Consider the following 24072-nt stretch of genomic DNA (forward strand, 5'->3'; position numbering starts at 1 on the left):
GTGCGACAAAAGGCTATAATCCCGCGTCTTATTTTTTTAGACACTACAGGCAATCTCACTCATGTTGCGAATCGCTGAAGAAGCCCTCACTTTTGATGATGTTCTACTGGTTCCCGGTTACTCCGAGGTTCTGCCTAAAGACGTTTCGTTGAAGACACGCCTAACAAAAGGTATCGCGCTAAACGTCCCTCTGGTCTCTGCTGCAATGGATACGGTTACCGAATCTGGCCTGGCTATCGCAATGGCCCAGGAAGGCGGTATTGGTATCATTCATAAAAACTTAACGATTGAACAGCAGGCTGAAGAAGTCCGCCGAGTTAAGAAATATGAAGCAGGTGTCGTTAGCGATCCTGTTACCTGTAGTCCTGATATGACCGTCGGTGAGCTGAATGCGATGTCAGCCCGTCTTGGTTTCTCTGGTTTCCCCGTTATTGATAAAGGTGAGTTGGTCGGTATTGTGACTGGCCGTGATGCTCGTTTCGAGAAGAAACTGGAAGCGTCTGTAGCCTCTATTATGACCCCTAAAGATCGTTTGGTGACTGTGCTTGAAGGCGCCGATCCCGATGATGTTCGTAATCTGCTACGCAAGCACCGTATCGAAAAAATTCTGGTTGTCGATGAAGCCTTTGGTCTGCGCGGTATGATGACCGTTAAAGACATGAACAAAGCACTGACACACCCAAATGCCGCTAAAGATGGCGATGGTTGTTTGATTGTTGGTGCTGCTGTCGGTACCGGCCCTGAAACAGAAGATCGCGTTGACGCATTGGTTAAGGCCGGTGTTGATGTGATTATCGTTGATACCGCCCATGGTCACTCAAGAGGCGTTATTGATCGTGTGGCTTGGGTGAAGAAAACTTACCCAGATGTTCAGGTGATTGGCGGTAACATTGCTACTGCTGATGCCGCTATTGCGCTGGCCGAAGCCGGTGCCGATGGTGTTAAAGTGGGTATTGGCCCAGGTTCTATCTGTACTACCCGTATCGTTGCCGGTGTTGGTGTTCCACAGATTACAGCGGTTGCGAATGTTGCCGAAGCATTGAAAGCCTATGATATCCCTTGTATCGCCGATGGTGGTGTACGCTTCTCCGGCGATCTATCTAAAGCGATCGTGGCGGGTGCGTCAGCAGTGATGATCGGCTCAATGTTAGCCGGTACGGATGAAGCGCCGGGTGCTGTGGAACTGTATCAAGGTCGGGCATACAAGTCTTACCGTGGTATGGGCTCTATTGGTGCGATGGCACAGAGTTCAGGTTCTTCTGACCGTTACTTCCAAGACGCTTCGCAAGGTGCTGAGAAATTAGTGCCCGAAGGTATTGAAGGCCGCGTTGCCTGTAAAGGGCCGATGGGTGGTGTTGTGCATCAGCTAATCGGTGGCCTGCGCTCTTCGATGGGTTACACTGGCAGCCCTGACATTTTGGCAATGCGTACTATTCCACAGTTTGTGCGTATCACCAGTGCTGGGATGGCGGAAAGCCACGTACACGATGTTAGCATTACTAAAGAAGCGCCGAACTATCGCGTTGGATAATCCTTTTTACATGACTAAAACAGGTGGGATGGCTTCGGCCCTCCCACTTTTTCTTTTTTAACACGCGGCTAAAACAGCCAATCGCCGAGGTTAACCTGAAGCAGGTACCGGCGATGATTTCGGAGTCATCGAAATGTCACAAGATATTCATGCTCAACGAATTCTGATTCTGGATTTCGGTTCACAATATACTCAATTGATTGCCCGTCGGGTGCGTGAGATTGGGATCTACTGTGAGATTCATCCATGGGATATGGATGACTCTGCGATCCGTGAATATAACGCTAAAGGTATTATTCTGGCCGGTGGCCCTGAATCGGTTACCGAGTTTGGCTCGCCCCGCATACCTGAAGTGGTATTCGAGGCGAATGTACCATTGCTGGGCATCTGCTACGGTATGCAGGCGATGGCTGAACAGCTGGGCGGTAGTGTAGTTTCTTCTGATCTGCGTGAATTTGGTTACGCCAAAGTTCGCTTGGAGGACAGCCCTAGCCGTTTGTTGGAAGGTATTGAAGATCAGGTTGCGAATAACGGCTCGCTGATGCTGGATGTTTGGATGAGCCACGGTGATAAAGTGGGTGATCTGCCAGAAGGCTTCAATGTTATCGCTAGCACCGCGAGTGCGCCTGTTGCCGCTATGTGCCATCCAGGTAAAAACTACTACGGTGTTCAGTTCCACCCAGAAGTCACACACACCAAACAGGGCGGCCGTATCCTAGAACGCTTTGTACGTGAAATCTGCGAATGCGATGCGCTGTGGAATCCTGCCAACATCATTGCTGATCTGATCGAAAAAGTTCAGCAACAGGTCGGTACTCAGAAAGTATTGTTAGGTCTGTCCGGTGGTGTTGACTCCTCCGTGGTCGCAGCACTGTTACATAAAGCGATCGGTGATCAACTGACCTGTGTATTTGTGGATAACGGCCTGCTGCGCAAGAACGAAGGCGATCAGGTGATGGAAATGTTCGCCCGCAACATGGGGGTCAAGGTGATCCGCGTTGATGCGGAAGAGCTGTTCCTCGGACGCCTAAAAGGCGAGAGCGATCCAGAAGCTAAGCGTAAAGTGATTGGCAACACCTTTATCGAAGTCTTTGATGAAGAAGCCACAAAGCTGAAGGAGGTTAACTTCTTAGCGCAGGGCACTATCTACCCGGATGTGATCGAATCGGCGGCATCTAAAAATGGTAAAGCGCATGTGATCAAATCCCACCATAACGTTGGCGGCCTGCCAGACGATATGAAGATGGATCTGGTTGAGCCACTGCGTGAACTGTTTAAAGATGAAGTGCGTAAAATCGGCCTAGAACTGGGTCTGCCATACGATATGGTTTACCGTCATCCGTTCCCTGGCCCAGGTTTGGGTGTGCGTATTCTGGGTGAAGTGAAGAAAGAGTATGCGGACATTCTGCGTGAAGCCGATGCGATCTTCCTGGAAGAACTGCATAAAGCCGATTGGTATCATAAAACCAGCCAATCTTTTGCTGTTTTCTTGCCGGTTAAATCGGTAGGCGTTGTGGGTGATGCGCGTCGTTATGAGTACGTGATCGCATTGCGTGCCGTTGAAACGATCGACTTCATGACCGCTCGTTGGGCGCACCTGCCTTATGAGCTGCTGGAAACCGTCTCAGGTCGAATCATCAATGAAATCGCCCACGTTTCTCGGGTGACTTACGATGTAAGCTCTAAGCCACCGGCGACTATTGAGTGGGAATAATTAACCGTTAAGTAGCACCTTGCACTGTTTAGCAAGAAACACTTTAGAGCCCGTATGATTGCGGGCTTTTTCTTTTTTTTATTTAGTTCTTTTAGGATAATTTAGGCTGTGGCTAGAGCAGGACTGCTAGGGGCTTTAAATTAATATTTATTCAGTTTTCGTAAAAGTTATTTTTTTCTACATAAATAATGAGTAAATCATTTATGTTATTGATGGTTTCCTACTTGTGTCTTGATGTAACCGGAATTCTTAAATATACAGACAGGTATTTTATAAGATCAAGTAGGGTTCGCCTGTGTAATTTAACGGGTAAGTTGGTATGCCTTTTTCGCTTTTTAAATCAGTTTTTTGGACTATCTTTCGCTTGTATCACACGTTAGACTCGCGAGGTAAAGTGTGAATGGAATTGCACAGTTTATGACACTGAAATGGATATGTAGGTTTGGCCTACTAAAATTGTTTTATCGTCGTTGTGCTTCAAGTATTTGCCCAATTGACATATTGATTAAGCTAACTTTAGTTGAGCGCTTAAAACTGTAATGGACAAAAAGAAATGTAAAGCTAAGCCTATCGTTGTCGATTTGTTCGCGGGAGCGGGTGGTTTTTCGCTTGCTGCTGTCCAAGCTGGCTGTTCAATAGCAATTGCTATTGAAAACGACCCTTATGCGGTTAAGACTTATAAAGCTAACTTGCTAAAATACGAATTGGCGCGAGATGCAAAGGTTTTAGATCAAAGTATACTAGAGTATGTTCCTGATACAGTACGTGCTGAAAACCTTGGCAGTGACGAGTGTGATTTGCTACTTGGGGGACCTCCATGCCAAGGTTTTTCAACACATAGGATTTTGGATGCGGGTGTTAATGATCCTCGTAATCAGCTAGTTCTTGCTTATTTTCGATTTGTCAAAGCGTTTCGCCCACGTGTGTTTCTCATGGAAAATGTCCCAGGCATCCTTTGGGAGCGCCACAAACCCTATCTTGATAAGTTCTACGAGGAGGGGGAGAAGGCTGGTTATCATGTCATGGCTCCCGTTGTCTTGGATGCCCGAGATTTTGGTGTGCCGCAACGACGGAAGCGAGTGTTCATTTTAGGTGTTAGGGATAGAGCTGATATGCTTGAGTTTGTCTGGCCACCAAAAGGAACACATTCAGCGCCAGAAAAGGCAGATTTGGTACAAAAACCTTGGGTTCCATGTAAGGAAGTATTTAAACCTGCACCTGAGAACGATGAAAACAATATTCATATGAATCATGGAGATGATTTGGTGAATGCATTTCGTAATACCCCTCCGAATGGAGGAAGCCGCAAAGATTCAGGTAGAGTTCTTCCGTGCCATCAAAAACATGATGGACATAAAGACGTATATGGTCGAATCAATCCAGCTACCTCTGCACCCACTATGACTACAGCATGCATTAATCCATCTAAAGGTCGTTTTGTTCATCCGACAGAGCATCATGGAATTACATTAAGGCAAGCTGCAAGGATACAAACATTCCCTGATAGCTTCACATTTCTCGGAGGGCTTACTGCTGCTGGGCGGCAAATTGGTAATGCAGTGCCTGTTGATCTAGGGAAATATTTGATCCAACATATAAAAACTTATTTGCTTGATAAAAAAAATAACCAAGCCAAAATTCACGCTTCCATGAGCCTTGAAGAGCACAAAAGTGAGATAGCATGATTGAAACACTTGCCTTTCGCACCCAAGCCAGAACAGTCGATCACCTAGGTCGAGAACAAATTGCCGATTGTCCAACTGCTATTTCGGAACTCTGGAAAAATGCTTATGACGCATATGCGCGAAACGTCAGTTTGCATGTGTTTGACGGCCCAGAACCTGTTGCGGCAGTATTCGATGATGGGCATGGTATGAGTTATGACGAATTTGTCAATCGTTGGTTAGTGGTGGGAACCGATTCAAAGTTTGATAATAAAGTATCTGATTCGGATGATCGTGATGGTCTAGCAAGACGAACGAAGCAAGGGCAAAAGGGTATTGGTAGGCTGTCGTCAGCGAATCTTGGGCCACTTTTGCTAATTGTCAGCAAGCGCAGGACGAATGATTTTGTTGCTGCGCTGATTGATTGGCGAATTTTTGAAAATCCTTATTTGATTCTTTCCGATATAGAAGTGCCTGTGGTGACCTTCGCAAAAAAAGATGAGCTGTTTCAGAGGCTACCAGAGCTATTCGATCGCTTAACCGATAATATTTGGGGCAACCCAAATGATGAGAAGAGAAGCAGCCGACTGAAGGTCGCGTGGGAAACCTACGATAAACTGGCTGATGATAGTGATCTGTTCTCGGAAAAGCCGTCAGAACTCATCGCCAAGACAATCGTAGAGGCACGATTTGAAGAGAATCATCTTGCGTCTTGGCCTGTTTGGGAAGGTATTTCGGAAAAGGGAACTGCTCTTGTTGTTTCGGACATTAACTTTGATCTGAGAGCCTTACTGTCTTCTGGCGAGAAAGATAGCAATACTAGTAAAACAAAAGATGATTTTATTTCGACTCTTTACGCATTTACGGATCCCTATGTTAGTTCGAATGCCACTGAATTCAATGCAGTTGACCTTGAGTTTTCCTACGAAGTTAAAACGTGGGAAGCGGGTGTTTCTAATAATGTTGTTGAAGATGATCTGATTTTGGTGAGCCGTGAGGTCACCGAACAAATGGAGCATGTTTTATCTGGGAATGTAGACCAGCATGGTGTCTTTCATGGGCAGGTTAAGGCATACGGCGAATGGCGTCAGTTCGGTACAGATTATGAAATCAGACCACCTTCTGATCTGAAAATTCCAGAAGGGCTGACAACTTTTGTCGGTCCGTTCAGTATACATGTGGCAACTTTTGAACAGGTGCGAAACAGTTCCACATTATCTGACGAAGACTTTGCTCGCTTTTCAAACCTGGAAGCCTACAGTGGCTTTTTGATTTTCCGAGATGGCCTCAGAGTCCTTCCTTATGGTCGAGAGGCAAATGATTTTTTTGAGATTGAAACGCGTCGGAGCGTAAATGCGGGCCGTGAATTTTGGAATAAGCGACGTATGTTTGGACGCATTGCACTTTCGCGGGATCTAAATCCTAATCTACGAGATAAGGCGGGCCGGGAAGGCTTCATCGATAACCGTGCAGCAAAGGTTTTACGTGGGCTTGTCATGAATATTTTGAAGCGTGCAGCCTATGATTATTTCGGGAGTAACTCTGAACTTAGGAAAGATCTTCTTCCCGACATTAAATCTAGGAATGAGAAGGAAAAGGCTGAGCGTGCACGTAAGGAGCTCTTGAAGAGAAACGCCAAAACATTCAGATCTCGCTTGAGAAAGAGTCTGCCAACTCTGAAAACGCTCTACAGCAATATGGCTATTTTCGTTTCTGACACAGATGTCAAGGATGAGAGAGGCATTAGTGATCTACAAGAGCTGATTTCTGATTTAACATTAGAACTCAACGAATTGCGGGTCGCTGGTGCTCCTGCGAATCTTGGAACTGCTGAAGACGATTATCGAGCGTACCGATCGATGTATGCAGAGGTTTTGGGTTGTATAAAAACACTCGAGGAGAAGCGGGCAGAAGCAATTGAAAGCATCAGTCCTGCCAAACCAGAAGAACTTGCACAAAAGCAATTAAGCAGTCATGCAAGCCGTCTTCAGGCTCGTCTGCGTTCGTGGCGAAAGTCGATAGATGAATTACAGGGTTCTGAAAGAGCACGTGTTGCTGCGCTATTCAACGAACGAAATAAGGTATTCCACCAAGATGCAATGCCGCTTGTTGAACGGGTAAAACAGGGGCAACTGGGGTTAGATGATGCGTTGGAACAGATGAAATTGCTTTACGAGACACTCGAAGCTGAGAATGAAGATACCTTTCAATCATACTTAGCTGCCCTTGAAGTGATGAGTGAGAATATTAATATTGAATTAATTGCTCGTCAGGGTACTGCGGATAATATTGTTCTAAAAGATGATTTAAATCGTTTAAATCAGGTTGCACAGCTTGGTGTAACGGTTGAAATTTTGGGGCATGAACTCAATTCAAATGAAAGAATGATCCGAGAAGGAATTCGGCAAATCCGCAAAGCCGGAGACGTTCCTGGTACTCAGTTGATTGAAGCTGGGTTTGATGCTTTAGCGCAACAGCTTGAGTTTTTGTCCCCACTTAAAGTTTCCGGAGCTCGAACGCGTCGGGTAATTACTGGAGAGCAAGTCTTCGAGTATCTAAGTGGTTTCTTTAATGCCGTAGCTCGTAATCGGCGGATACAAATCACTGCCACAGAGGAATTCAAATCATTTTCGGTTTATGAGCAACCATCACGGTTGTACCCTGTGTTTGTTAACTTAGTCAACAACAGTGTCTATTGGCTTGTAACTTCTCAAACAAACGATCCAGAAGTACTTTTGTCGGTCGAAGATCAAAAAATCATCATTTCAGACAATGGGCCTGGCATCAATCCAGTAGACCAAGAAAGCCTTTTTAAAATGTTTTTTACCCGAAAATCGAGTGGCGGCCGTGGGATTGGTTTGTATCTAAGTCGCGTGAACTTAATGGCTGGAGGACATTCAATTCAATTCTCGACTGAACGGAAATATCGACGGTTAGACGGTGCAAATTTTGTAATTGATTTTAAGGAGGCTAAATTTGGCTAATGGAACTGGCTTTGCTGATTTGGTTCATGAGGCATTTATAAAACCGCTTCGCTCGGTTCTAATTGTTGATGATCAATATCCAACGTGGGAAGAAATTTTCAACTCCAAGCTGGAGGGGGTTGATAAATCTGATGAAATTGAAATCCAATCTACAAGAAAGAGTTGGTATCAGTCTGCTACAGCTAAAGAGGTATCTAGCCTCGTTAGGGAATTTCGTCGCCAGAATCCTGGTTTTATTATCGACATCCATGATGGCGTGTTTTCTAATAATGAGAATAAAACTGCTGGGAGCGAGACTCCGCAAGAGTTAGCAGACCATCTGCATCAATCTGACCTGTTGATATTAGATTACAATTTAGAAGGTACGGAGGTAGGAACTGGCGGGAATGCGGCGAGAAGAATTCTCTCATCTGTATTAAGTAACCAACATTTTAATCTGGTCGTAATTCATACAAGTGAGAATTTAGATAACGTGTTTCATGAGTGCGTGATGTCACTTATGCAAACATGTTCTTCAGGATTTGACAAAAAATGCTGGGATAGTATTGATAAACTGAAGGGTGTTATCGAAGAGGCTGAGGATGCGGATGAATTTCGTCGGGCCGACCTGATCCATAAAATGGATCTAGCATCATACTTAAAATTACGTACGCCTGACGGGAGTGTTAAAGAAGCTATCGTTGGGGAGTTTATGAGAGGCCGCGGCGAGTTGTCCGAGCTTCACCGCTGGGCTGGCAGTTTAGGGCTTAACCCAGCTCAAGAGAGGACGTTTCTTTTTTGGGCTGTATCTGAGTTTGAGGTAATCAAAGCTGAATTGTTTTTCGGAGAATCCTTTGCTGGATTAGGTTGGGAAAATAAATCGAGCTGTAAGTGGTTACGTACTTCACGAGGATTTGTTTGCTTTGTTAAAAAAGGTCCTGAAACTCTTATAACCGAATTAAAAAATGCGTTGGTGGATTGGAAACCTACTCCATCTAGGCTTCTATCAGCCAAGTATCGGGATGAAATAAGTAGAATGGGCGCAGATGTCGAAGATAAGTCTCTTAGTCAAAAGCATGCATTTGCAAAATTCTACGATACTATTCTTAAGCCGAGTGAACTAAAGCTTGAAGATACTCAAATTGATATTTTACGAAGACAAAAGTTGCGCGAACATGTCAGTCGTCAATCTGAAATGCTCTCATTTCTTATCGAGGAGGAAATTGTAGACTTTGGCTCACGAATTTTTGAGGCGGATCGTTTGTCGGAATTCCAGTTTAAAAATCATTATGATGTCAATCTGGATGAAAGTGATGAAGGTGCTAAAGCCGTAAGCCAATACAATAAGCATGTGTGTTGTTTGCCATCAAAGTTACCGGTGGATGGTAAGACTGTAAATGAGCAGCTTGATAGCGGGCATGTGTTTAAACTCGGTGATGGCTGGTGGGTGTGCGCAACACCTGCTTGTGATTTACAGCCTGGACAGAATACTATTGCTTTCTCCAAGGGCAGAGATTCAACGCTAAGGCCATTTACTGCACTGAAACTAGAAAAGGTTTCAAACCTTGCTCAGCTTACTTCCAACCATATCAATAGTGGTTCGTACTGTTATATCGAATACGAAGGTAGTGTCATTGGTTTAGGTATCCGAAGCCCTAAGATGGATGTGGAAAAACCAGCCGAGCCTAAAGTCTTTTGGCGCTCAATGATCGCAAAGAACGGCGGGGTGATAACCGATGGTAAGTTAGAACTGCTCGAAATTCAGCTCGAACTTGAAAATGATTCTCTTAAATCTGAGCTCAAAAAGGCAGAAGTTGTGGCGAAATTGAGATATGAATATGCGCTTAATTTCATCCAGCGTGTCGGAGGAAGTGTCAGTCGGATTGGACTAGGATACGTGACGTGATTATAAGTTAATGTGAGAGTGAATAAATTAGATATAACTATCTGTAGTGGTAATGTAAAATACTGAGTGAGATTTAGCTGACAGATTATTGATATGACAGTTGTCTATGCGTGAATAAACATTACAGCTCATTATAGAAATTTTTATAGCAAAAATAATGATTCTTGCAAGTTTTAGGTGTCGTGCTGTTGAAACTTCATGGTATATGTTGATGATTTTTTAGATTGCTAAAATTTTTATTTTAACAATGATTGATTGTAAAGAGCTCGACCGAGTTATTAGGTTGACTAGCTAAAAATATCTAAGCCCGCATTGTTGCGGGCTTTTTCTTTTTTATCGCTAGCCATGTCGATAGCGTTTTTAATCGTTACCCACAGTAGATGAATTAAAAATTCTCGGTTGAACGCCATTAATTTGAGTATCTAAAAGGCCACCGGTAGTGAGAGTCTGCCTAACGAGTGCGCTTTACGTAAATCGCTGCACCAAAGAGTAGGGGCACTAATATCGCCAAAATAAGTAGCAACTGTATGGCGCTATGGGGTGTGCCTGAATGGGTCCAGTATGCGGCAACAGCCCAAGGGGCAGCGGCGCGAGCCAGTGACATTGGCACTAGCATAATGCCATTGATGGTGCCGTAGTTTTGACGACTAAGAAGCTCGGGTACAGCCATGCCTCGAACGATGGTAAAGATACCGTTGGCTGCGCCATAAAGAATACATAAACCTGCCAAGGTGAGGCTAGAGGACGGCGCTTTTAACAGCAGGATAGCCAGTGGGAATGCGATACCGGCCAGTAAACCAAGGCGCTTTATGGTGATCTCCTCGAATAATAGCAATAGTAGACGTGCTCCCACCTGTGCAGGGCCGATAAGGGCAATCGCAAAGACCACTGATTGAGTGTCCGAGGAGAGGGCGATCAGCAGTGGATAGATATGATAGGTAAAGCCAGAAAAGAGTGCCATATAGGCACAGAAAGATGCCGTGAGTAGGTAGAACCTAGGGCTGCGTAATATCGGTCGAATGGCGCTTTCTTCAGGGTTTGATGTCTGCTGTACAGGATAGCGATTAATATCTGCCGGCCAGATGGCCCAATGATAGAGCGGTGCGGCGATGGTGATATTAATCACCGCTAAGCCCAGTAGCGCATCTCGCCAACCCCAATGATCGAGCATGAATTGTAATAGAGGCACGAATACGGTGCTGGCAAATCCCGCCCAGAGGGTAATGGCGGTGATCGCGGAGCGTGCTTGTTGCGTACCCAGTTGACGCACTGTGACCGCAAAGGCGGGTTCGTAGGATAACGCTGCTTGCAGTACGCCCAATGTGATAACAACGGCATACAATGACAAGATAGTGTCTATGTAAGACCAAACTACCAAGGCCGCAGAGGCCGCAATCGTTGCCCCGACCATCAGCTTGCGGCCATGTCCGCGATCAATCATTGCACCAATTGGATAGGCGCCCAACGCCGAGGCTATTAAGCCGAGTGTTGCGGCACCGTAAATATCGGCGCGGCGCCATCCCAACTCAGCGGCCATGGCTTCGGCGATGAGAGGAAAGCTGTAATACAGCGTTCCCCAAGAGACGAGTTGACTGAGGCCCAGCGCGGAAATAAAGCCGCGCTTGGCTGTTAATCTATTCACCCTTGGCAAGTAGTAACTGCGGATGCTGCTGTAAATGTCTGACTAATGGTCAATGCTTCGGGTGTACCCAGCGCAGAGACAACAGCGGCAACTTGTTTATAACCGGTTCTCAGCAGAAAAGTCGGCGCACGGCCATAACTCTTGATGCCTAAGATAAATAGGCCGGGTTCTGGATGCGACAGTTCAGCCAAACCATGTTCAGGCACTGAGCCACAGCTATGTAAGTTTGGATCGATCAATGGCGCCAATCGTATGGGGCTTTGAGTCGCGGGGTCCAACGAGGTGCGTAACTCGGCAAGTAGGTTAAGGTTTGGTCGGAAGCCTGTGGCGGCGATGATGCGATCGACGGGCGGCAATGCTTTTGATCCACTTTGTACCATTAACTTACCGTTTTTACGTTGAATCGTGTCAATCTCAAGTTCGGTAAATACTTCGATACGTCCCTGTTCAAGTAACTTCTGAATTCGCACTTCAAGGCGTCGGCGCTCTTGCAGTTCATCATTTTCGGGTGAACGAACAACGTTAGTTACGGAGGTGCTTCTTACCCCCCAAAGCACGCGCATATCTTGATGCTCATCGGCGAGCTTAACTAAATCCTGTAGTGCGTTAAAAGCGGAATGACCGCCACCGACGACCAGTACCGAGCGGTTTATATATTGTGCCCGCGCCGATCCGAGAATATTGGGAACGCCGTAGGCAATGGCCTCGGTAGACTCGCTTTCACCTAACGCTGGGACGCCGTGTGTACCCAACCAATTAGGCGTTTGATAGGTGCCGGAGGCATCGATAACCGCCTGGGCAATTATATCCTGCTCACCTTCAGGGCTTGATACTCGTAGCACGAACGGCGCTTGATCTCGACCTTCGGTGCGTAACAGATCATGGTTGAGTCGACTTACATATTGAACCTGCGTATTAAGATGCAGATGAGGGTTGATCTCAGGGTGAGCGGCTAATGGCGTCACATATTGCTCAAGTAGTTCGCTGCCGGTGGGAAACTCATGGGCTGCGGGTTGAGGCCAGTTCTGCTGCTTTAACAATGTGGCAGCGGCGTCATCAATGTTGTAAGACCAAGGGGAAAACATCCGCACATGTCCCCAGCGAGCGATGTTGGCGCCTGCTTGATTACCCGCTTCAAACAGGATGGGAGTGAAGCCTCGCTTGAGTAGTTGGGCGGCGGCACTCAAGCCTATGGGGCCTGCGCCAATAATGGCCACTGGGAGATGGGTTAACTGATCGTGCATAAGTCTGTCCTCCATGATTTATGTTGTTAGTAACAACTAATAAGTTAAAAAAACTAAGCTATGAACCCAGGCGCGCGCGTGCCGCTTTGGTTAGCTGTCGAATAAGGGTTAGGGTTCCATCAACAACCTCTGGCGAAATATCTTTAATTAGCGAGGCCTCTTCCAGGATCAAGTCTTGGTGAATGGTATGGTAGAGCGCTTCCCCCGTCGATGTTAGAGATAATTGGACCGCCCGCTGGTCTAATGGATCTAACAGCTTGAGCACATACTTTTTACGCAATAACGAATCGACCACACGACTAGTGGTGCTTTTGTCTAGATACATCTCATCGGCGAGTGCCTGCAGCCTTAAAGGGCCACGTTTGAATAAGGTTTCAAGTGCATAACACTGTGCTACTGATACATCGTGGGAACAGATGTAATCCCGGTCACGGAATTGGTGAACCCGGATAAGCTGGTTGACGGCTTCATATAGCGCTTCAGCACGCTCTAAATTAGCGGGCATAGAGGTAAACCTTGATGATTTATGTTGTTACTGACAACTATAATGGTGGCTGTTATGCCTTGCAAGCTTGCAGGGTGGTTTGTTTAATGTTTCCTAGACAATTTATTAGGGAGGCATCTTTTGATTGAGGTGGACACAGGGTATGGGCAAAAGCTTGGCTGAGTAGATCAGAGCAGGGCTTTACGCTGCCTTAAAATTCGTAGGTTGATGCTAAGCCCTCGTGGCGGCTTCCTTTTTTTTTGCCCATTTCAATGCATACTAGAGATTAACTTTTTCGCCAAGCCTAGATGATTGAATATGACCATTACCCGAAAGATTTTTGTCGCGCAGTTATCGATTGCGTTGTTGCTGGTGGGGGGGATGTATCTGTTCGTGCAATGGTCTTTCGATGCGGGTTTTATTCGCTATGTTGAAGAGCGTGAGAATCAGGTGACTGAACGTCTGGTCGATGAGTTAGCCGCCGTTTATGAGGTGGACGAGGGGTGGGATGCTTTGGCCGATTCCCCCACACGTTGGTTGCAGCTGATTACCTCCGTTGTAGCGCTGCCGATGAAGGGCAAGCGTTTGCAGGATCATGTGGAGCAGGTGAGACGCGAAGGTTGGCCACCGGGCAAATTGATGCAGCCGCCGGCTGGGATGCCTCGACCACTGGAGTGGCGTATTCGGTTATTGGATCAGCAGCAGCGGATGATCTATGGAGCTGCGAATGAGCCATTGACTGATTTTGAGCTTCATCCTATTCAAACTCGCCAAGGGGATCTTGTTGGTTATCTCGGTATGCAAAAAGACAATAGTGGTTTTTTAGCGGCGCGGGATGTTCAGTTTTCTCAACAGCAAACTAAAGCATATTTTATTATCGCCTTGGTTATGTTGCTGTTGTCGGCCGGGGTGGCGCTGCCATTGGCGCATCATTTAGTGGGGCCGATTAAAGCGTTAACACTCGCCACTCGACGTTTAGCTTCGGGTGATTATAGCCCACGTATTATCCATAAAAATCATGATGAGTTGGGCCAGTTAGCTCAGGATTTTAATGAACTAGCACTGACGCTGAGTCAGAATGAGACGCTTAGACGTCGATGGGTAGCGGATATATCTCATGAGTTGCGTACTCCTTTATCGATCTTGCTCGGTGAAATCGATGCCATGCGCGATGGTATCTATGCGCTCGATACTCATTCGTTAAATTCGTTACATCAGGAGGCCCAATTGATGGCGCGGTTGATTAATGATCTTTATGAGTTGTCGATGTCTGATATTGGTGCCCTCGACTATCACAAAGTTCCGGTTGATCTTGGTGCGGCGGTGCGGGATGCGTTGGAGGGGTTTGCCCCGGCGTTAGCTGAAAAATCGATCCAGATGACAACGACGGGGCTGGATGATGTCAGTGCAATTGTGTTTGCCGATCCGGACCGTATCGATCAATTATTAACGAATCTGCTGCAGAATACGCTGCGCTATACCGATGCGAATGGGAGCGCGCGCATGTGTTTGCAACGACAGGGCGGTCGGGCTTATTTAACCTTGGAAGATTCGGCACCGGGAGTGAGTGAGTCGGAATTGCCGAAGTTGTTTGATCGTCTCTATCGTGCTGAAACGTCACGGAATCGTAACACCGGCGGCACCGGGCTGGGGCTGGCTATTTGTCAGAATATTACCGAAGCCCACAGTGGCTCTTTAACGGTCACGCTATCACCTCTCGGCGGCCTGTGTTTTACTCTCGAATTACCTCTTATCATGGAAGAATCGGCATGAACGAAACCATACTGATTGTCGAAGATGAAGCCAAGCTGGCACGCTTGTTGGCCAGTTATCTGGAGCAGGGCGGCTTTAAGGTGCAGCAGTTGCATAATGGCCTCGAGGCGTCGCAGTGGATTCGGCAACATAAACCGGATCTGGTTCTGTTAGATCTGATGTTGCCGGGGATGGATGGGCTGGATATCTGTCGTCATGTACGTGCCTTTAGCAATGTGCCGATTATTATGGTGACGGCGCGGGTAGAAGAGATTGATCGACTATTAGGTTTGGAGTTGGGGGCTGATGATTACATCTGTAAACCCTACAGTCCCCGTGAAGTGGTTGCCCGGGTACGAGCGGTGCTGCGCCGAGTGCAGCAAACCGCTTTAACTGCGGTGAGCACTCCCCAGCTACAGCTGCACGAAGATCAATTACTGGTGGTGGTTGGTCAGCAATCGATAGAGCTAACTGCGGTGGAATTTCATCTATTACAGACCCTTAGTCAGTCCGTCGGGCGAATTTATTCCCGTGACCAGTTAATGGATCGTATTTATGCTGACCGTCGTATCGTGAGCGAACGGACGATCGATAGCCATATCAAAAAACTGCGGCGTAAGTTAGAAGGCTTGTTGCCGGGGCAGGATGTGATTCAGTCGGTCTATGGGGTCGGTTATAAATATGATCCAACGGCTTGATGTCGATCTGTATTGCAACCCGTATTAGTGCTAATTAAACCAAGTTTTACCTTTGTGATTCGGGTGAGTTGATACCAAATGGGTTGTATAGAATGCAAGCAAAAACTCCCAGAAAACGTTGTTTCTGGGAGTTTTGTTCTATGGGGTATATTAGTAGCGTTGTCTGGCGATATAAGGTCAGGGCTTTATCTACTGAGCCTTACCTGCTTAGTCCCGTGGCGGAAGGTTTTCGGGGGCGCAGATCAGCTTATCATCACGTTTACTTTCACAGACGCCAGTGAGTGTTTCACCCTGTCGCCCCTTAAAACGACAGCTATCTCCTTGGTTTATCGATGCGCACGCTTCAATCGCTTCTTTTGGTGGGCCGCGACGTTCAGGTGCCGCCATGGCGGCGGTGGTTAAAAGTAATCCCAGCGCTGCTACTGTGAGAGGGAGATGTTTCATATGATGACTCCAATAAACGGTTATGACGGATGTTAGGTCTTCGGCATTAGATTACCGATCGATTTTAAACTTAGCTTAACTGGAGAAAAAGCAAGCAGTGTGCAAGCATTATGGAAGTAGCGGCGAGTGATATCGCAAAGGCTTAGCGGTGACGACTTTATCCTGTGATAAATCTCCTTGTTCTGTTCGGCTTTTGGTATATTTCCATCCTATGAATGAAAATGATGATATACAGTGGATGACTCAGGCGTTGCTGCTAGCAGAGCGGGCGGCGGCGCTGAATGAAGTACCGGTAGGTGCCGTGGTGGTACTCGATGATCAATTGATAGGTGAGGGCTGGAACCAGCCGATCTCAGGTCATGACCCTACTGCCCATGCTGAAATTATGGCCCTGCGTGATGCGGCGGCAAAAACTGAAAATTATCGTCTGGTGGGGGCAACCCTCTATGTCACTATTGAGCCCTGTACTATGTGTGCCGGGGCCATAGTGCATGCACGAATTAAGCGGGTTGTGTTTGGTGCCGTTGAGCCAAAGGCGGGCGCGGTGGTCAGCAATAATCAGCTATTTGATCAGTCTTGGCTGAATCATTGGCCCGAATTTACGGCGGGGGTAATGGCAAAGCCGTGTAGCGATGCGATTAGCCAATTTTTTAGACGGCGGCGGGCGGAGAAAAAAGCGCAAAAATTAGCCGCGAAAGCGGCTGTAGCACCAGAGTCTTAAACGTCTGTTTGGCGATGAGTTATTTTTGGCCTTTACTCATTGCTCGCTTTTCGCGCTAGTAGGGTGCCGTCACCTTCGGTGCGCAGTTTGATCCAGTGGATAAGATCGGTCCACATATGATCAATATCTTTTTTCGACGGCATAATACCCGCATGTTTCAATTCGATGGTCATCACCGGGGTTTGCTTCACAAACCAGCCATAATTACCCAAAGATCCGGGGTAGGTGCCGAGCTGCTTTAGATGCAGTGGGCCGAGCTTTTGTGGCGGTGTGATGCTGCCGTCATAATCAAGAATGCCGTGAGGGGCGTGAACCGAGACGATAATGTCGGGTTTAAGTTCATTGATCAGCCCATGAATAGCCCGAGTTTCGGGTTCGCTAAGTGGTTTGGTGCCGGGGTAATAGCGGGCGCGCTTTTTGGCATAGGTTTGCCAGTGCTTAATGGGATCGACGGATGTTTCTGATGGAATAAAGTTACGGTTCAGGTCGACGTTGTTGGCGTTGACCCGAGTCGATTTCTTCTGCAAAAGACCATCAGGGTTCGTGAGTGGCATGAAGTGCCAGTCATAAATACCGCTGTGATGCTGTTCGAGTATTTTTAGCCACTTAAATGACAGGCTAACACTGGAGTATTCATCGCCGTGGATGCCGCCTAAAAAGAGAATGCGGGGCGCATTTTCTAGCCCTGGATTGGCGTGGAAATGTTTTTCTAGCAGTGGACGGTGTTTGTTTGAGTAGAAGCGAGGGGCATCAAAGGCGGCATCGAGACAATCTTTACTGGAAACGCTGCCGAGTTTATTACCAATTTCATGACAGATGGTCACGATCTCTTGATTGGGTGCTTTGGCTGTTTTAGTGGGCGTGGATTCTATCTGAGGTTTACTGCGGGTGGCTGTTTTAGTGGCGTTGTCAGACTGTGGTTGAACATGGGTTACCACGGGAGCTGTTTTATTAGACTCGGGGGCGGCTGCGGGTTTGATACTTGTTGTCGCGGTTGCTTTTACGGTTTGTGATTTTACGCTGTCAGTAGCGACGTTGTCTGTCTTGGGTTTTTCGTCGATGGTAGAGTTTGTTTTCTCTGTTTGTGATTTTACGCTATCGACAACGGATTCTGTGTTGTTTGTCTTAGGTTCAGGATCAATGAGCGCGGTTGCTGTATCGCCTTGCGGTGTAGTATCAGTTTCGTTATCGCTTGGTTTGGCGGATTGAGGCTCGCTAAGGATAACAACCGGCACGGCTTTTTCCGGCAGTGGCTGACTAGGGGTATCCAGTGGTGAGGTTGTGCTTGCCTGAGAAGTTGTATCGACTTCGGGCTGGGTGGTAATCGCTTGGTTTTCGGTGCTATTTGGCTCACTGGAATAGTAGCTTAGCGGATCTTCGGGTTCACCGAGTACCGGCAGCGAGATACACAGACTGAGTCCGGATAGATAGATAAAAGCAACGCGTCGCAACATTGGACCAGACTCACCCCGCCGATAATTTAGTCAGTCATTGTAAAGCGCTTTTTTGTAGATGTGGAGATCTGGCATCGTAATTGATGAAAAAATCAGCATTTGTCATCGAAATATAATATAGCGTCGATGCTTTCTATAGGGTTGAAGGGATGGAATCGATAACCTCTTGAACCGCTGCTTCACCGTTATCTAAGGCGTTGCCGGGGATGACAATTTCGCCTTCGTTTGCGGCTGGACTAAGCGGTGGCTTGGCCGCTTCAATCCGCGCTTTCTGTAATTCCCAGTCGAGCAGGTCATAGTAGTTGCGGATATTCTTTACATAGAGCACTGGTTCATAGCCGCGAGCATAGCCATGACGCACGGTGGAAAAGTGCTTAGGTTGTGTTAACAGGGGTAAAAACTCTTTTACATCACTCCACTTATCAGGATCCCGGTTAGCGCGGGCGGTTAATACCCGTGCATCTTCAAGATGCCCATAACCGATATTATAGGAGGCAAGGGCAAACCAGATGCGTTCTTTGCCTTGGATTCGTTCCGGTATTTTAGCCATCACTTTTTTAAGATAGCGGGCCCCGCCCATTACGCTTTTAACCGGATCGGTTCGGTTGACGACCCCAACTTCTTTGGCGGCGGCTTTCGTGAGCATCATGATGCCTTTAACGCCTGTAGGGGAGACCGCCTCTGGATTCCAGTGAGACTCTTGATAGGCGATTGAGGCCAGTAGTCGCCAATCGATATCAGTTTCCTGTTCGGCCATCATGAAGTATTGCTCTAGTTGGCTGAAGCGCTCATCTAGATCACGGCGAAAAGTTTGAATATCAACATAACCAAGACGGGTTTGGCGAGTAAGGTATTTCTTTTTTAGCTTAACCAGAAGGTCTTGAGTATCAGGACGGTCAAAGAAGCGTTTCATTGCCCGTTGCAGGCTTTGATCGTTTTGTTTGATTAACAACCATGCGACCGGTTTCGGTTCGCTGAGCACCAGCGATTTTTTTAGGCCGGGGAAATACGACTTTTGCGCATCAAACACAAAGTCATCGCTGATGGTGTAGTCGATCTCTTGTTCGTAAACATCTTCAAGCAGTTCTGTCACGCCGCTGGTGGAGGTTTCCTGCCATTTAAGAAACTCATGGGTTTCTTTTAAGCTGCGTAAGAGTTCGGCATGACTACTATTCGCAATGACTTTAATACTTTTGTCTGCTAAATCAGCCAGTGTTTTCGGGATCGATTTGCCCTGGGTTTCACGGTAAATCAGTGTCGGTGTGGAGTAGGCATAGGCCGGAGAGAAGCGGAAATATTGTTTACGTTCTTCGGTGACTGTTAATCCTGCTGCGGCAACATGAGCGCTGCGATTTTTGACTAAGGTGAAAATGTCGCCGAAACTGTCTGGGATGATGAGTTCGAGTTCGACGCCGAGGTAGTCAGCAAAGGCATTTAACAGCTCATATTCAAATCCGGTGGCTTTACCGTTGTTGTCCTGATAATAGGTTGTCGGGGTGTTACGGGTAGCCACTCGCAGTGTGCCGGTCTTCTGAATGGCTTCAACTTGGGTGCGATGGCTCTGATCAAATAGGAATAAAGCCAAAAACAGGGACACTGAAATCAGCAGGAAAACGAGCTCTTTAACGTGAAATGAATTTATTCGCATAAGATGGTGGGCTTTTTCTGGTAACTATTCCGCTATTTCAGTAAAATTCGGCCTTAATTTTCTCCTACATACAACCTATCTGTTAGACAGACTCAAGAGGCTTGAAACTAACATGCTGGTACTGCGTGGAGCGCCTGCTCTTTCTGCTTTTCGACACGAAAAGCTGCTATCTGTCCTGAAATCTCGAATTGTTCATATCACCGGCGTTTATGGTGAGTATATGCACTTCGCTGATTTGGAAAAAAACCTGTCTGATCAGGAACGTAACACGCTGGAGCGTATCCTTTGCTACGGCCCTAAAGCTAAAGCGGAAGAGCCATCAGGTCAATTGGTTTTAGTCGTTCCCCGGCCGGGAACGATCTCACCGTGGTCGTCTAAGGCGACTGATATCGCTAGAAACTGCGGCCTGCAGAGCATTAAGCGACTGGAACGCGGGACTGCCTATTTTGTGTATTCTGACCAGCCCTTGACGGAAGTTGAGCTAGAAACCGTACGTACAGAGCTGCATGACCGCATGGTTGAGGCGACATTTGAGAGTGTCGATGACGCTGCACAGCTATTCCGTACCGACCTTCCTGCTCCGTTAACGCTGGTAGATGTGCTATCCGGTGGACGCGAGGCGTTGGCAAAAGCAAATATCGATTTAGGCTTGGCCTTGGCTGATGATGAGATTGATTATCTCGTTAGCAGCTTCACCGAGCTGGGGCGTAACCCAGCGGATGTCGAGCTGATGATGTTTGCTCAGGCAAACTCAGAGCACTGTCGTCATAAAATTTTCAATGCCTCATGGGATATTGATGGTGAAGCGCAGGATAAATCACTGTTCGCGATGATCCGTAATACCAATGAGTTGGGTGGCGAGAATATCTTATCGGCTTATTCAGATAACGCCGCTGTGATGGTGGGGTCAGAAGCGGGGCGTTTCTTCCCTAACCCTGAGACCAAAGAATATAGCTATCATCAGGAGAGTATTGAGATCCTGATGAAAGTGGAAACCCATAACCATCCGACCGCAATTGCTCCTCATTCTGGTGCGGCGACTGGGTCCGGTGGTGAGATTCGTGATGAAGGTGCGACCGGTAAAGGGTCTAAGCCGAAAGCGGGTTTGACTGGTTTCACGGTTTCTGATCTGAAAATCCCCGGTTTTGTTCAGCCATGGGAATCTGATTACGGCAAGCCAGAGCGTATCGTATCCGCATTAGACATCATGCTTGATGGCCCAATCGGTGGTGCGGCTTTCAATAATGAGTTTGGTCGTCCTGCTTTGAACGGTTATTTCCGTACCTTTGAGCAGAAGGTTAACGGGGCTGCCGGTGAAGAGATGCGTGGTTACCATAAGCCGATTATGATCGCCGGAGGTTACGGTAACATTCGTACCGACCATGTGGATAAAGGCGAAATCGAGGTCGGTGCTAAGCTGATCTGCCTCGGTGGGCCAGCCATGCAGATTGGTTTGGGTGGCGGTGCCGCTTCTTCTATGTCGTCCGGTAGTTCATCGGCGGATCTGGATTTTGCGTCAGTACAGCGCGACAACCCAGAGATGGAGCGTCGTTGTCAGGAAGTGATTGATCAATGCTGGCAGCAAGGGGATACCAACCCTATCGCCTTTATCCACGATGTGGGTGCCGGTGGTCTGTCCAATGCTTTCCCTGAGCTGGTCAAAGATGGCGGTTGTGGTGGTGATTTCGAACTGCGTAATATCAATAATGATGAGCCAGGTATGTCGCCGCTGGCAATCTGGTGTAACGAAGCACAAGAGCGTTATGTGTTGGCAGTTCAGCCGGAAGATATGCCGCGTTTTGAGGCAATCTGTGCTCGTGAGCGCTGCCCTTATGCCATCGTGGGTACGGCTACTGATGAGAAACACCTGATTCTGAGTGATGCTCACTTTGGCAACAAACCTGTTGATCTACCGATGAGCGTGTTGTTTGGTAAGCCACCTAAAATGCACCGTTCAGTTGAACGTATTAGCTATGAAGTGCCTGCCTTTGATGCCTCTGCTATTGAACTGAAAGATGCCGTGAAGCGGGTTCTGACATTGCCGGCAGTGGCTTCTAAGTCCTTCCTTATTACCATTGGTGATCGCTCAATTACCGGTCAGGTTGTTCGTGATCAGATGGTTGGTCCATGGCAAGTGCCGGTGGCTGACTGTGCGGTAACCACCGCCTCTTTTGACACCAATGCCGGTGAAGCGATGGCGATGGGCGAGCGTACACCGCTGGCACTGGTTGATTCCCCCGCTTCCGGTCGGATGGCGGTCGGTGAAACCGTGACCAACCTAGCGGCGGCGCGGATCGGCGATATTATCGATATTAAACTCTCGGCTAACTGGATGTGTGCTGCTGGTCATCCGGGCGAAGATGAAAAACTTTACGATACGGTTCAAGCGGTCGGTATGGATCTTTGTCCAAAACTGGGTATTACGATTCCGGTGGGCAAAGACTCAATGTCGATGCGTACGGTCTGGAATGACGGTGATGAAAAATCGGTTACCGCGCCGACTTCGCTGATTATCACCGGTTTTGCGGCAGTTAAAGATGTGCGTAAAACGCTGACGCCGCAACTGCGTACTGACGCTGGCGAAACCGACCTGATCCTGTTGGATCTGGGTAACGGTAAAAATCGTCTGGGTCTGTCTGCATTGGCGCAGGTCTATAACGAAGTGGGTCAAGATGTCCCTGATGTTGATGATGCAGATCAGTTGGTGGCTTTCTTCACTGCGATTCAAGAGCTTAACGAGCAAGGTCTGCTGCTGGCATACCATGACCGTTCCGATGGTGGTTTGTTGACCACGGTGGCTGAGATGGCGTTTGCGGGTCATACCGGTGTTGATATTAATCTGGATATGTTGGCGACCGATGCATCTGAGTTTGCTGCAGCGCTGTTTGCTGAAGAACTCGGCGCGGTTATTCAGGTTAAACGAGCTGATATTCAGCAGGTGCTGACCGAGCTTAATGCGGCAGGCCTTGCTGAAGTCACTAAGGTGATCGGTTCGGTTAATCTGGATGATGAATTGCGTGTACATTTCGATGATGAAGAGATCTACACGGAATCGCGTACCACCTTACAGCGTATTTGGGCTGAAACGTCTTATCGGATGCAATCACTGCGGGATAACTCCGTCTGTGCGCAACAAGAGTTTGATGCGCTGTTGGATAAAGAAAACCCAGGCCTGAATGCTGAACTGACCTTTGATGTGAATGACAACATCGCTGCGCCATACATTCAGACGGGTAGCCGTCCTGAGATGGCGATCATTCGTGAACAGGGTGTTAACGGCCAAATTGAGATGGGGGCGGCCTTTGACCGGGCTGGTTTCGCGGCGGTTGATGTGCACATGAGTGATATTCTCGCTGGACGGGTTGAGTTAGACCGCTTTAAAGGTCTGGTTGCCTGTGGTGGTTTCTCTTACGGTGATGTTTTGGGCGCTGGTGAAGGTTGGGCGAAATCAATACTGTTTAATGGTCGTGCTCGTGATCAGTTTGAGGCCTTCTTTAATCGCGACGATACTTTCTCGTTAGGTATCTGTAACGGTTGTCAGATGCTGTCTAACTTACATGAGCTGATTCCAGGTGCTGATCTGTGGCCGCATTTTGTGCGCAACATGTCGGAGCAATTTGAAGCACGGGTGGCGATGGTTGAAGTGCAGCAGAGTCAATCTGTGTTCTTGCAAGGCATGGCGGGTTCGCGGATGCCGATCGCCGTGGCTCACGGTGAGGGACGGGCTGAATTTGCCGATCAAACCCATCTGGCTAATTTGCAAGCGTCTAACAGCGTGGCCCTTCGCTATGTGGATAACTATGGCAAGGTAACAGAAAGTTATCCTGCGAATCCGAACGGTTCTCCAAAAGGTATCAGTGGTGTCACTACCAGCGATGGCCGAGTGACTATTATGATGCCTCACCCTGAGCGTGTGTTCCGTGCGGTAACCAATAGCTGGGCACCAGAAGAGTGGGATGAAGATGGCGCTTGGATGCGAATGTTCCGCAATGCCCGAGTTTGGGTTAACTAAAGGTTAAACAAGCCTAGGGGTTGTTCTGCGACTCTTTGGCGATATAGCAATATTGTTACTTTAAAGCGCCTGCGGGCGCTTTTTTATTGCCTGACGGTTGTGAAAAGTAGTGTAAGGCGTAAGCGTGGACTGTTCACACGTTGCTTGAAAATAAGTGAGATGCGAAGTTCCCATTTAAAAATAGATGGGAACGTA

15 protein-coding genes are annotated in these 24072 nt (G+C 47.5%); 9 read left to right on the forward strand and 6 right to left on the reverse strand.

What is annotated here, in order from left to right; genetic code table 11:
• Window positions 1–61: 61 nt before the first annotated feature.
• The 5 genes from guaB (at window position 62) to ACN0T0_RS05315 (ending at window position 9778) form a co-directional block, all read left to right on the forward strand.
• Complete coding sequence (gene guaB / locus ACN0T0_RS05295) at window positions 62–1531, forward strand: IMP dehydrogenase (protein WP_417223985.1); 1470 nt, start codon at window positions 62–64, stop codon at window positions 1529–1531.
• A gap of 133 nt (window positions 1532–1664) precedes the next feature.
• Complete coding sequence (gene guaA / locus ACN0T0_RS05300; protein WP_417223987.1) at window positions 1665–3245, forward strand: glutamine-hydrolyzing GMP synthase; 1581 nt, start codon at window positions 1665–1667, stop codon at window positions 3243–3245.
• 539 nt (window positions 3246–3784) lie between these two features.
• A complete protein-coding gene (locus ACN0T0_RS05305; RefSeq protein WP_417223989.1) occupies window positions 3785–4930 on the forward strand; it encodes a DNA cytosine methyltransferase in 1146 nt (381 codons plus the stop codon).
• Entirely contained in the window at window positions 4927–7893 is a 2967-nt protein-coding gene (locus ACN0T0_RS05310; protein ID WP_417223991.1) for an ATP-binding protein, read from the forward strand. Before ACN0T0_RS05305 ends, ACN0T0_RS05310 begins: the two co-directional genes overlap by 4 nt.
• Window positions 7886–9778, forward strand: coding sequence for a response regulator receiver domain (locus ACN0T0_RS05315; RefSeq protein WP_417223992.1), 1893 nt, complete (start codon window positions 7886–7888; stop codon window positions 9776–9778). Before ACN0T0_RS05310 ends, ACN0T0_RS05315 begins: the two co-directional genes overlap by 8 nt.
• Before the next feature lie 451 nt (window positions 9779–10229).
• On the opposite strand, the gene ACN0T0_RS05320 is transcribed toward ACN0T0_RS05315, so the two are convergent.
• From ACN0T0_RS05320 to ACN0T0_RS05330, 3 genes are read right to left on the reverse strand one after another with little or no spacing between them, the layout of a single operon-like run.
• Window positions 10230–11420, reverse strand: coding sequence for an MFS transporter (locus ACN0T0_RS05320; protein WP_417223993.1), 1191 nt, complete (start codon window positions 11418–11420; stop codon window positions 10230–10232).
• Window positions 11417–12664 carry an FAD-dependent oxidoreductase gene (locus ACN0T0_RS05325; RefSeq protein WP_417223994.1) on the reverse strand — a complete coding sequence of 416 codons (1248 nt, stop codon included), beginning with the start codon at window positions 12662–12664 and terminating at the stop codon, window positions 11417–11419. Before ACN0T0_RS05325 ends, ACN0T0_RS05320 begins: the two co-directional genes overlap by 4 nt.
• Before the next feature lie 58 nt (window positions 12665–12722).
• On the reverse strand, window positions 12723–13169 hold the full coding sequence (locus ACN0T0_RS05330; RefSeq protein WP_417223996.1) for a MarR family winged helix-turn-helix transcriptional regulator: 447 nt from the start codon (window positions 13167–13169) through the stop codon (window positions 12723–12725).
• 297 nt (window positions 13170–13466) lie between these two features.
• Here ACN0T0_RS05330 and ACN0T0_RS05335 point away from each other — a divergent pair, with 297 nt between their 5' ends.
• On the forward strand, window positions 13467–14921 hold the full coding sequence (locus ACN0T0_RS05335) for an ATP-binding protein (protein ID WP_417223997.1): 1455 nt from the start codon (window positions 13467–13469) through the stop codon (window positions 14919–14921).
• Window positions 14918–15598, forward strand: a complete 681-nt coding sequence (locus ACN0T0_RS05340) for a response regulator (protein WP_417223999.1) — start codon at window positions 14918–14920, stop codon at window positions 15596–15598. Before ACN0T0_RS05335 ends, ACN0T0_RS05340 begins: the two co-directional genes overlap by 4 nt.
• A 207-nt stretch (window positions 15599–15805) precedes the next feature.
• Here the strand turns inward: ACN0T0_RS05340 and ACN0T0_RS05345 are convergent, their stop codons facing one another.
• Complete coding sequence (locus ACN0T0_RS05345) at window positions 15806–16042, reverse strand: hypothetical protein (protein WP_417224001.1); 237 nt, start codon at window positions 16040–16042, stop codon at window positions 15806–15808.
• Window positions 16043–16253: 211 nt separating this feature from the next.
• On the opposite strand from ACN0T0_RS05345, the gene tadA reads away from it, so the two are divergent.
• Window positions 16254–16763, forward strand: a complete 510-nt coding sequence (tadA, locus tag ACN0T0_RS05350) for a tRNA adenosine(34) deaminase TadA (protein ID WP_417224003.1) — start codon at window positions 16254–16256, stop codon at window positions 16761–16763.
• Between the two features lie 32 nt (window positions 16764–16795).
• Here the strand turns inward: tadA and ACN0T0_RS05355 are convergent, their stop codons facing one another.
• On the reverse strand, window positions 16796–18217 hold the full coding sequence (locus ACN0T0_RS05355; protein WP_417224005.1) for a M14 family zinc carboxypeptidase: 1422 nt from the start codon (window positions 18215–18217) through the stop codon (window positions 16796–16798).
• A gap of 133 nt (window positions 18218–18350) precedes the next feature.
• Entirely contained in the window at window positions 18351–19865 is a 1515-nt protein-coding gene (gene mltF / locus ACN0T0_RS05360; protein ID WP_417224007.1) for a membrane-bound lytic murein transglycosylase MltF, read from the reverse strand.
• Window positions 19866–19977: 112 nt separating this feature from the next.
• On the opposite strand from mltF, the gene purL reads away from it, so the two are divergent.
• On the forward strand, window positions 19978–23877 hold the full coding sequence (purL, locus tag ACN0T0_RS05365) for a phosphoribosylformylglycinamidine synthase (protein WP_417224009.1): 3900 nt from the start codon (window positions 19978–19980) through the stop codon (window positions 23875–23877).
• Window positions 23878–24072 lie beyond the last annotated feature (195 nt).

This window comes from Amphritea sp. (assembly GCF_048266285.1).
Classification (GTDB): Bacteria; Pseudomonadota; Gammaproteobacteria; order Pseudomonadales; family Balneatricaceae; genus Amphritea.